Source organism: Frankia sp. CoBUL1, from assembly GCF_978021245.1.
Map to the genome: position 1 here is coordinate 1 of NZ_CDXDOS010000108.1, position 10,586 is coordinate 10,586.

The 10,586-nt window shown below is 69.8% G+C and carries 12 protein-coding genes; 8 read left to right on the forward strand and 4 right to left on the reverse strand.

Going from position 1 to position 10,586, the window contains the following annotated elements; all coding sequences use genetic code 11:
* Nucleotides 1-671 precede the first annotated feature (671 nt).
* Nucleotides 672-1,382, forward strand: coding sequence for a DUF1918 domain-containing protein (locus tag AC08OX_RS09955; protein ID WP_085015229.1), 711 nt, complete (start codon nt 672-674; stop codon nt 1,380-1,382).
* Nucleotides 1,383-1,436: 54 nt separating this feature from the next.
* Here the strand turns inward: AC08OX_RS09955 and AC08OX_RS09960 are convergent, their stop codons facing one another.
* A complete protein-coding gene (locus AC08OX_RS09960; RefSeq protein WP_476607548.1) occupies nt 1,437-2,369 on the reverse strand; it encodes an NUDIX domain-containing protein in 933 nt (310 codons plus the stop codon).
* Complete coding sequence (locus tag AC08OX_RS09965; protein WP_476607549.1) at nt 2,353-2,562, reverse strand: hypothetical protein; 210 nt, start codon at nt 2,560-2,562, stop codon at nt 2,353-2,355. The genes AC08OX_RS09960 and AC08OX_RS09965 overlap by 17 nt, the downstream gene beginning before the upstream one ends.
* A gap of 35 nt (nt 2,563-2,597) precedes the next feature.
* Between AC08OX_RS09965 and AC08OX_RS09970 the strand changes: the two genes are divergently transcribed.
* From AC08OX_RS09970 to AC08OX_RS10000, 7 genes are read left to right on the forward strand one after another with little or no spacing between them, the layout of a single operon-like run.
* On the forward strand, nt 2,598-3,416 hold the full coding sequence (locus AC08OX_RS09970; protein WP_476607550.1) for a hypothetical protein: 819 nt from the start codon (nt 2,598-2,600) through the stop codon (nt 3,414-3,416).
* Nucleotides 3,398-3,754 carry a 4Fe-4S dicluster domain-containing protein gene (locus AC08OX_RS09975; RefSeq protein WP_476607551.1) on the forward strand — a complete coding sequence of 119 codons (357 nt, stop codon included), beginning with the start codon at nt 3,398-3,400 and terminating at the stop codon, nt 3,752-3,754. The genes AC08OX_RS09970 and AC08OX_RS09975 overlap by 19 nt, the downstream gene beginning before the upstream one ends.
* Nucleotides 3,741-4,208 carry a cyclic nucleotide-binding domain-containing protein gene (locus AC08OX_RS09980; protein WP_085015231.1) on the forward strand — a complete coding sequence of 156 codons (468 nt, stop codon included), beginning with the start codon at nt 3,741-3,743 and terminating at the stop codon, nt 4,206-4,208. The genes AC08OX_RS09975 and AC08OX_RS09980 overlap by 14 nt, the downstream gene beginning before the upstream one ends.
* Nucleotides 4,180-5,085: an FAD/NAD(P)-binding protein gene (locus AC08OX_RS09985; protein ID WP_476607552.1), complete on the forward strand. Its 906-nt coding sequence runs from the start codon at nt 4,180-4,182 to the stop codon at nt 5,083-5,085. Before AC08OX_RS09980 ends, AC08OX_RS09985 begins: the two co-directional genes overlap by 29 nt.
* Nucleotides 5,085-5,927 carry an NADH-quinone oxidoreductase subunit B family protein gene (locus AC08OX_RS09990; RefSeq protein ID WP_476607553.1) on the forward strand — a complete coding sequence of 281 codons (843 nt, stop codon included), beginning with the start codon at nt 5,085-5,087 and terminating at the stop codon, nt 5,925-5,927. The genes AC08OX_RS09985 and AC08OX_RS09990 overlap by 1 nt, the downstream gene beginning before the upstream one ends.
* Complete coding sequence (locus tag AC08OX_RS09995; RefSeq protein ID WP_476607554.1) at nt 5,914-7,206, forward strand: Ni/Fe hydrogenase subunit alpha; 1,293 nt, start codon at nt 5,914-5,916, stop codon at nt 7,204-7,206. The genes AC08OX_RS09990 and AC08OX_RS09995 overlap by 14 nt, the downstream gene beginning before the upstream one ends.
* The gene (locus AC08OX_RS10000) at nt 7,164-7,733 is read left to right on the forward strand and encodes a hydrogenase maturation protease (protein ID WP_476607555.1); all 570 of its coding nucleotides are present in this window, start codon (nt 7,164-7,166) and stop codon (nt 7,731-7,733) included. The genes AC08OX_RS09995 and AC08OX_RS10000 overlap by 43 nt, the downstream gene beginning before the upstream one ends.
* 30 nt (nt 7,734-7,763) lie before the next feature.
* Here AC08OX_RS10000 and AC08OX_RS10005 read toward each other — a convergent pair whose 3' ends face one another.
* A complete protein-coding gene (locus tag AC08OX_RS10005) occupies nt 7,764-8,909 on the reverse strand; it encodes a site-2 protease family protein (protein WP_476607556.1) in 1,146 nt (381 codons plus the stop codon).
* 91 nt (nt 8,910-9,000) lie between these two features.
* Nucleotides 9,001-9,423 (reverse strand): TOBE domain-containing protein, encoded by a 423-nt coding sequence (locus AC08OX_RS10010; RefSeq protein ID WP_476607557.1) that lies wholly within the window; start codon nt 9,421-9,423, stop codon nt 9,001-9,003.
* Nucleotides 9,424-10,586 lie beyond the last annotated feature (1,163 nt).

The following is a 10,586-nucleotide window of genomic DNA, read 5'->3' on the forward strand; positions in this document are numbered from 1 at the left end:
AGGTGGAGGGATGCCCGGTGCCGCGTAGCGAGCAGTTTCATGTCGAAACCCTGATCCAGGCGAAAGCATACGGTGAAGCTTTGGTCACTACTGTGCCTGCCCGCTCTGCCGGGCCGGTACCACCGCGGTCCTCCCCACGCCCGTGGGGGTGATCCGACCGGGGGAAGCGCGCACCTGAGCGGATAGATGGCGATCATCGGCGTCCTGCCGAGGTGGAGCGGCCGGCGCTGCACTAGCCCGTCGTGGGCCTGGATCTGGCCGGTCCGTGGTTCGGGCGAGCCAGGCGTGGGTAGAGACTGAAAGTGGTCAGAATGGACACGCTGGGTGATGATCTGCATTCTTCTAGGGAGAAGAGAAGATTGTGACCCTACCCGCGCGACTCGGCGACCGTCCGGCGACGCTCATCCGGTGGAATCTGGGCCCGTCTACAACGGGCCGGCGGCGTCCGGCAGGCGGGCGTGTGTGGCGCCGGCTGGGCCGGGCAGCTGCCTGCTGCCAGGACGGAACAACCAGATGGCGAGCATGGAACGCCAGCGCCCTCGGCGGAACTGGTCCGATCTGTTGTCGGCCCAGGTCACAGGCGCGGACGTCCGCGGCGGGGCTGCGCGGCTGGCGCGGGGCTGGGGCCAGGGGTCACTGCCCGGGGCGAGCACCTTCCTGGAGGGGTAAGCATGGCCGACATCCGTAGCACGATCGTCCGGCGGCCGGTCACCGTGGAGCGGTCCACCACGGTTCGGGACGCGGCGGCGCAGATGGAACGGCAGGGCGTGGGCGCGCTCCTCGTCATGGAGAACGACCGCCTGGTCGGGATCGTCACCGACCGCGACATCGTGCTACGCGGCGTTGCCCGCGGTATCCCGACGGACAGCCGGATCGACGCCCTCATGACCACCGAGGTCATCACCGTACCGTCCGGCGTTGACCTCGAACGGGCCTACGAAATCTTCCGTGACCACGCGATCCGCCGGCTCCCGGTCGTCGACGGCCGCCGGCTCGTCGGCCTGCTGTCCGTCGACGATCTGCTCATCCGCACCGAGCACGAGATGGCCGAGCTGGTACACCCGCTCGCCGATGAGGTCTTTGCCCCCCACCGCGAGGCCCCACCGCTGGCTACCACCGGCGAGGAGCCCGTCGAGCTGGCGCTCGAACTGCCGCCCCGGCGTAGGGCGATGCGCGCCCATCCCGGCGACACCCTGGTTGTCCACCGTCCCACCGTCACGCAACCGGACCGCCTTGGGGAGATCCTTGAGGTGCGCTCGCCTGCCGGCGACCCACCGTTCACCGTCCGCTGGTCCGACACCGGGCACGTCAGCTTCGTCTACCCGGGACCGGACGCCGAGGTCCGCCACCCTCCCGAGGAGGCCCGCAGCGGCACCGGCTGAAAAGGACGACGGGTTCAACCCTGCATGCGTGACAAACACGCACCGTCAGGCTAATCATGCTAAGGGATCGTGACGTTCCGCTGCGACCAGCCTGCCGGGAGGGCAGTGCAGCAGCCAGAAGCCGCCCTCCCGTACCCCGAGCTGGTCCGGGATCGGCCAGCACCAGCCGTCCAGGAGTCGTCGGAGCAGGTCGGCAACGATGGTGCGCTGGCTACAGATCGCCGTCGGAGTCCCGGACGCCGCGAGCCCCATCAAGGTAGCGATCACCCTCGCCTCCGATCCGGGATAGCCGGTGTCCGCCAGCGCCGGCTCCGGTTCGATGGCAAGCCCGGCCGCGCGTGCGTACGGGGCGAGCGTGGCGGTGCAGCAGGGCAGGTCGGCGCTGATCAGCAGGCGAATCCCCAGGCTGGTCAGCAGCGGCACCAGTGCGTTCGCCTGGGCCCGGCCGCGCTCATCGAGCGGGCGTAGCTGGTCAGGCCCGTCCCAGCGCCGATGGTGGGCGGCCCGAGCGTGACGGATGACGACGAGTGCGGCCGTCGGCGCCGGCAGCCGACCCGCCGGCAGCCGACCAAACTCGGCGAGCACGTGGCGGTCGGTGTCGTAGCTGGCCCGGCGCGCCGCATCCCCCTTCGCCAGCCAGGCAAGCCTGTCCACCTCCCGGGTGGGGACGAACGTGCCGGAACGGGCCTGCATCGCCCAGTACCGGACCGTCTTCACCGTCCTGCCGCCGTCCGTCAGGTAGCGGTACTCGCCGAGCGGGGGCCCGAGCCAGGCCCGGTAACCAGTCTCCTCCTCGACCTCCCGCAACGCACCGAGCAACGGATGTTCCCGCCGACGCAGCTTGCCCTTGGGCAGGGACCAGTCGTCATACCGCGGCCGGTGCACGACCGCGATCTGCCGCCCGTCCCGCGTGGGCCGCCACAGCACCCCACCGGCGGCACCTACGACCCGTACCGGCCTGTCCCAGGGATCAGCCGACGACTTCATGCCGTCCAGTCTTCGGCTCCAGCCGCCGCGGCGCCAGGACGACGGGCACATCCCCGCAGGACCCGGTCGACAACCCGCCGCCGGCGGCGCGGATCGCGGTCGGGCCGTCCGCGGCGTCCATCGCTACCAGGGCGGGGATCCCCACCTGAAGCGCATGTTCCCCGACGGCACCCAGGGGTATGGAACTCGACACAGAAGGTTACCGCTGTCCGGGGAGCGGAGGGTGGGATGACGGACGCAGGTGTGGCCGAGCTCGTCGTCGAGCCGGCGGTGCTCGGGACGCTCGTCGACGTGCTGCGTGCACGCGGGTACCAGGTCGTCGGCCCGACGGTGCGGGATGGCGCGATCGTGTACGACGAGATCAGTAGCGCGGCGCAGCTCCCGGTGGGGTGGACCGATGTCCAGGAGGCGGGTCGTTACCGGCTCGAGCGTCGTCGCGACGCAGCGCTGTTCGGTTACGCAGTGGGGCCGCATTCGTGGAAGCAGAACCTGCTGCCGCCCCGGCTGCGCCTGCTGACGACCCGCCGCCACGGCGATGGCGGCTTCGGGGACGGCGGCTTCGAGGTGGCGGAGGAACCGCTACCGCGGGCAGCGGTGGCATTCCTCGGCGTCCGTTCCTGTGAGCTGCAGGCCATCGCGACCCAGGACCGGATCCTGCTCGGGGGGCGCCACGCCGACCGCGACTACGCTGCTCGCCGCAGCGATGTGTTCATCGTCGCGGTGAACTGCCACGAGCCGGGTGGGACCTGCTTCTGCGTATCGATGAACACGGGCCCGGCGGTGCGGGAGGGCTACGACCTGGTCCTCAGCGAAGTCCTGGCCGGTGACCACCGGCTGCTCGTCGAGGCGGGCACCCCCGGGGCGTCGAGATACTGGGCGAGCTGGCGGGGCGCCCGGGCGAAGCCGCCGACCGGAGCGCGGCCCAGGCGGCCGTGGATGGGGCGGCCGACCGGATGGGACGCACCGTCGACGCGGCCGACCTGCGTGACCTGCTCGCGGACAACCTCGAACATCCACGGTGGGACGAGGTGGCGCAGCGGTGCCTGAGCTGCGGCAACTGCACGATGGTGTGCCCAACCTGCTTCTGCACCTCGGTGGAGGACGTCAGCGACCTCACCGGAAGTGAGGCGGAGCGCTGGCGCAGCTGGGAGTCCTGCTTCTCGCTGGACCACTCCTACCTCCACGGCGGCAACGTCCGTGCCTCCGGACGCTCCCGCTACCGCCAGTGGTTGACCCACAAGTTCGGCACCTGGCACGACCAGTTCGGAACGTCCGGATGCGTCGGCTGCGGACGGTGCATCACCTGGTGTCCCGTCGGCATCGACGTCACCGAGGAACTGACCGCCATTCGAGCGAACTCCGTGGCCGGCGATGACGTTGGTTGAGGCACCGCTCGGCGAGGTCGGCGTCTTCGCCGGTATGCACCCGGACCACCTCGCCCTCCTCGCCGGGTGCGCCCGGCACGCCATCTTCCGCCCGGGCGACGTACTCCTGCGGGAAGGCGACCCGGCCGACACTCTCTACGTCATCCGGCACGGCACGGTCGCGATCGAAACCTTCGTCCAGACCCGGGGTCTGGTCCCCATCGAGACCGTCGGAGCCGGCAATGTGGTGGGCTGGTCCTGGCTGTTCCCGCCGTACCGGCTCCATTTCGACGCCCGTGCCCTCTCGCTGGTCCGCGCCACCGCCATCGACGGTGCCTGCCTACGCGAGAAGTTCTCCCAGGACCCGGCGCTGGGCTACGACGTGCTGTCCCACCTTGCGCAGGTGCTCATCGAGCGCCTGCAGGCCACCCGGTTGCGGCTGCTCGATGTCTACGCAAACCCGGGCCAGGGCTGACGGCGCGGCCGGGGAGATGACCCCTCGGCCGTTCCGGGTGACCCGCCGCCACCAGGAGACGGGTGACACGTGGACCCTGGAACTCGCGCCGCTCTCCGACGTTCCGATCATCGCCGCACCCGGCCAGTTCACCATGGTCTACGCTTTCGGCGTCGGCGAGGTCCCTCTGTCCGTGACGGGCTGCGACCCGGCGATGGGCGACGAATCCGTGGCGGGCGACGACTCCGTGACGGCTGGTACCGACAGCCTGCTTGTGCACACCGTCCGAGCGGTCGGCGCGGTGACGGAAGCGATCTGCGCGTCCCGCCCGGGCGACGTCCTCGGGGTGCGTGGCCCGTTCGGGCGAGGCTGGCCGGTAGGCGCCGCAGCCGGGCTGGACGTCGTCGTGGTCGCGGGCGGGCTCGGGCTGGCGCCGCTGCGGCCGGTCGTCCGGCAGATCCTGCGACGGCGCGCCGACTACGGCAACGTGGTCGTGCTCGTCGGCACCCGTATACCCGCGGACATCCTCTACCGCCGGGAACTGGCCGGTTGGCAGGACCGCACCGACCTCCAAGCCCTGGTGACCGTCGACGGTGCGCGGCCCGGATGGGACGGCCGGGTCGGCGTCGTCACCACCCTCCTCCCGCACGTGCGTTTCGATCCGGCCAGAACCGTCGCGTTCACCTGCGGACCCGAGATCATGATGCGGCTGACCGCACGGGCCCTGGTCGACGCCGGCGTACTCGCCGACCGCATCCACCTGTCCATGGAACGCAACATGCACTGCGGCCTCGGTCACTGCGGCCGCTGCCAGCTCGGCCCGCTGATGCTCTGTCTGGACGGACAGGTCTGCGGCTACGACCGCCTGGAACCGTTGCTCGCCGTCCGGGAGCTGTGATGCCGATGCCTACGCCGATGCCGACGCCGACGCCGACGCCGACCAGCCCAGCCAGGCCCCGGCTCGCCGTCTGGAAGTTCGCCTCCTGCGACGGGTGCCAGCTCACCCTGCTCGACTGCGAAGATGAGCTGCTCTCGCTCGCCGGCGAGATCGACGTCTCCTACTTCCTGGAGGCATCCAGCGCGACCGTCGACGGTCCCTACGACCTCTCCCTCGTCGAGGGCTCGGTCACCACCGAACAGGACGTGGAACGCATCCACCAGGTCCGGGCCGCGTCCCGGCGTCTGGTCACAATAGGCGCCTGCGCGACCGCCGGCGGCATCCAGGCGCTCCGCAACTTCGCCGACGTCGGTGACTTCCTCGCGGCCGTCTACGCCACCCCGGCGTACGTCTCGACGTTGGCGACCTCCACCCCGATCTCCACGCACGTCCGGGTGGACTTCGAACTCCAGGGCTGCCCGATCAACCCTCGCCAGCTCCTCGAAGTCATCAGCGCGTTCCTCGCTCGCCGACGCCCGAACATCTCCTCGTCCTCCGTCTGCACCGAATGCAAACGGCGGGGGACGGTGTGCGTGATGGTCGCGCACGGCACGCCGTGCCTCGGCCCCGTCACGCATGCCGGATGCGGTGCGATCTGCCCGGCCTATCACCGCGGCTGCTACGGCTGTTTCGGCCCGATGGAGAGCCCCAACACCCCCGCGTTGATCCGCCAGCTACGGGTCCTCGGGATGAACGAGGACAACGTCGACCGAGTGTTCCGGACGTTCAACACCGCCGCGCCGGCATTCCGCGACGCCCCCGGCGAGGGTTCGGGAAGCGGTGAGACCGATGCGCGCGACTAGGACCATCGCACCTCCCCCACTCACCAGGGTCGAGGGCGAAGGAAGGCTGCTAATCAAGATCACCGACGGGCGGGTGGACGAGGCCCACCTGAAGATCTTCGAACCGCCGCGCTTCTTTGAGGCGTTCCTCCGCGGCCGGGCCTACACCGAGCCACCCGACATCACCGCCCGGATCTGCGGCATCTGCCCGGTCGCCTACCAGATGAGCGCGCTGGCGGCCATCGAACAAATCTGCGACACCACGGTCACCGGCCCACCCGCCGCCCTACGGCGGCTCATCTACTGCGGCGAATGGATCGAGAGTCACGCACTACACGTCTTCCTGCTGCACCTGCCGGACTTCCTCGGCTACGACAGCGCACTGCATCTTGCCCAGGACCAGCCCGCCCTGGTCAAGCTGGGACTCACGCTGAAGAAGGCCGGCAACACGCTCATGACGGTCATCGGCGGCCGCGCGATCCACCCCGTCAACGCGCGGGTCGGCGGCTGGTACCGGGCACCACGCCGGCGTGACCTGACCGAGCTCGTCGGGCAACTGGAACAGGCGCGGGACATCGCCCGGGACACCGCCCGCTTCACCGCCGCCCTGGACTTCCCCGAAGACGAACTCCACCAGACCTTCGTCGCGCTCCACCAACCTGGCGAATACCCCGTTGAGCGCGGCCGGATCGCCTCCACCGCTGGCCTCGACATCGCCCCGGCCGACTACGACCGGCACTTCACCGAAGAACAGGTGCCCTGGTCGAACGCCCTGCACTCGACCCTGGCCGCGGGCGGCTCCTACCTCACCGGACCGCTGGCTCGCTTCGCGCTGGGCGCGGAGCGGCTGGCGCCCGCCGCCCGCGAGACCGCCGCCGAGATCGGCCTGCGCCCACCGGAGCGCAACCCCTACCGCAGCATCATCGTGCGCTGCATCGAGATGGTCCACGCCGCCGACGAGGCGCTGCGGATCATCGCGGACTACACCGAGCCCGACCCCTCCGCGCTGGAGGCCCCGCCCCGGGCGGGAACCGGATACGGGGTCACGGAGGCACCCCGCGGCCTGCTCTACCACCGCTACACGATCGACCACAACGGCACCATCCTCGACGCAAAGATCGTGCCACCAACCGCCCAGAACCAACGTCCGATCGAAGAAGACCTGCGCGGTGTGGTGGAACGCTTCATGAACCTGCCGGAGCCCGAACTCGCCCTGCGCTGCGAACGGGCCATCCGCAACTACGACCCCTGCATCTCATGTGCGACCCACTTCCTGACTCTCCACATCGAACACGGCTGACCGTCATCGGGATCGGCAATCCCTACCGACACGACGACGCCGTCGGCCTGGCAGTCGCGCGGCAGCTACGCTGCACGCTCCCAGCCGGCGTCGACGTACTCGAAGGCGCCGGCGAGCCGACAGGGCTGTTCGCCGCCTGGGAAGGGGCCGACGCCGTCTGGATCATCGACGCCGCCCATTCCGCGGCCCCGCCCGGAACTGTGCACCGCATACCGGCCAACGAGCGCACACTACCGGCGGATCTCGTCGGGCCATCGACCCACGCGCTCGGCCTCGCGGACACCATCGAGATCAGCCGAACACTCGGCTGGCTTCCCCGGCATCTCGTCATCTACGCAATCTGCGGCCATACCTTCTCCGCAGGCCTCGGACTTGACCCCGAGGTCGCGGCGGCGGCCCGGAACGTGGCCGCCGCCATCCGCGCCGAAACAGCGATCTATGCCGAAACAGCGATCTATGCCGCCAGGGAACCTGACGATGCCGCCATGGAACCCACGATCTCCGCTGACCGCCGCCAACCGCGGTAGCCGAAGGCCCGCGTTGGCGGCGGGGTTCGGTCACGGGACTTCGCGCGGCCCGGGGGCGGCGTTCATCAGCCACGTCACCGTGCGGCTGATGTCCGACAGGGACAGGATCCCGACGAGCCTGCCTTGATCCATCACCAGGACGCGGTGCTCGGCGCCGGGCTCCATGCGCGGCAGCAGATCCGCCAGCGGGTCGTCGAGACCCGCGATGGTGGTCCGCGACAGTGGCACCATCACCTCGCTTACCGTTACCGTGCCGCTCTTCTCCGGCGGCACCTGCTTGGCGCCGTCCAGGGTCACCAGCCCGACCGGGGCTCCGTTCTCGCCGGTCACCGGGAACGCCGAGTGCCGGTACCGGTACAGCGGGCCGGCCAGCAGGTCCGCGACGGTCAGGGCCGCGGGCACCGTGAGCGGTTTCGTCGTCATGGCGTCATGTACCGGGACGCCGGCGAGCACACCGCGCAACTGCGCCTGCCGTCCCTCGGCGGTGGCGGCCGCGATGAGGAACGAGCCGATCAGGGCCAGCCAGAGCCAGCCGAATCCGCCGCCTCTCATGAACACGAGGAGTCCCAGAACGACGAGCAGCCAGCCGAGGACGCGTCCGGCCGCGGTGGCCCCGGCGGTCGCCCGCAGCCGATCTCCCGTACGCCACCACAGGAAGGCGCGCAGCAGCCGCCCACCGTCGAGCGGAGCGGCGGGAAAGGCGTTGAAGACGGCGAGCAGCAGGTTGATGCCAGCCAGCCAGGCCACCACCTCGATCAGGAGTTCGGGCGCGGACGCCAGGGCGAGCAGCCAGGCGCCCAGCACGAAGAGCCCGCCCAGCAAGAGGCTGACGAGTGGGCCGACACCAGCGATCCGCAGCTCCGCTGCCGGGCTCGACGCCTCCGACTTCAGCCGGGCCACCCCGCCCAGCAGCCACAACACGATGTCGTCCACGGCCACCCCGTTGCGCTGGGCCACCACGGCGTGCGCCACCTCGTGGGCGAGCAGCGAGGCGAAGAAAACCACTGCGGCGGCAAGAGCCGCCACCCAGTACACCACCAGGGCATAGCCCGGGTAGGCCTGTGGGAGGCGGCCCTGCGCGAGGCCGAACGCGATGATGCCGAAGATGAGCAGCACGCTCCAGTGGACCCCGATCCGGACTCCAGCGATCCGTCCCACCACGAAGGTCGCCCGCACAGCGTCTCTCCCCTGTTCGAACGTGCCCCGGGACCAAGACCCGGCTCGACTCCGCGGTTGAGCGCGCAGCCGGCCCCGTCAGGCTGTCCCGTCAGGCTGCCGCGAGGGCCACCTCCGTCGACTTGACCAGGGCGGTCACCGAGGAACCCGCGGCCAGAGCGAGGTCGGTCGCGGCGGCCAGGGTGATCGCCGCGGTGAGCACGCCGCCACCGTCGAGGGCGATGTGCACGACGGCCATGGCACCGCCGCTCTCCAGGCTGGATACCGTGCCGCGCAGCCGGTTACGGATGCTCAGACCGTCCACGCCGCCCGTGGCCAGCGCCACCTCGGTGGACTTGATCAGAATCTCGACGGTGGCCCCCACCGAGAGGCCGAGATCCTTGATCGCATCAAGGGTCACCGCGGCGGTGACGGTCTGCCCGCCGGAAAGATCGACGGTCACGGTGCTCATCACCGCACCTTCGGTGATGTCGGTGACGGTTCCGGTCAGTCGGTTGCGGATGCTCAGGCTCATCGGTCCACCTTGTCCTCTCGGGTGCCGCCAGGTGCCGTCAGTCAACTCCTACCCGTCCGTCCGTGCCGCGTACATGCCTCACCTGCAGAAGAGTCGTGCGGAACAGTCGTGCGGACGAGTGATGTCCGATCAGGCGGTCGCGCCTGATCGGTCCGTGCGGGTCGCACCGCCCGTGTCGGGGGGAGCGGGCGGTGCGGTGCCACCGGTTCGCCTACCCCGAACAGGTCGATGTCGAGCACCGACCCCGAGAGTCCGGCCTCCCGCACGCAGGCGCCCCGCACCGACAGAACACCGCCTTGGCACAACGGATAGACAGGCAGTGTCGCCAGAAGCTCTACTATTACACACTGTCATGTCAGATAACACACCTACCTCACCGCCAGCATGGGCGCCAGGTCACCAGTGCCTGATCCACCCACGTCTGCGACCCAAAGAAATCCCGGCATCCCTCGGCGGCAGCCCCGCCGATCATCCGACTGGCGTCCACTCCCGCAACAACAGATCATCGTCGTATGACATCGGGCAATCGTGCTGAAGCAACGAAAGCGCACAACATTAAACAACGACAACTCTCGGCGGACCGTCCGGTCGGCTGCCCCGGGCGGCCGACCGGGGCAGCCGAGCCGCGGAGAATCACGACGGCCGATGGCCGGCGGCAACGGCTGCCGACGGTGGAACCGGCGCCTAGGCCGGACTACCCCCAGACTAACCCCCCGAGCCAACCTCCGGACTAACCCCGTAGGAGGTTCGCGGAGGGCCTCGTAGGGCTGTTTTCGCTGTACCCGGCTGTCCCCGTCATCCGTATTCCCGACACGCCTGCGGGGAACGGTGTTCCAGGGAAGCCGAGAATGTTCCGGGCCATGGCCTACCTCCCGATGAGGGGGCCAGAAGGGGTACCCCCGCTTCCGGTGTCGGACTACCTCGTAGGGGTGCGCATCCCTCGCGCTGGAACCGCCGCTGGAGTGCTCCGGAACGGGCGTCGGTCAACGACGTTGAAGGGACCGTTCCTCCTCGGCACCGCGTTCATGGTCGGCTGGATGTCTGGATGTGCGGCTGGCTGTGCATTGTGATCGGTGCGGCGCGGTCGCCCGATCCGTTCGTCGCGCGGCGGTGGTATCACTGGACCGGTCCGACGAGACGGACTGACCTTCGATACAGGGCCG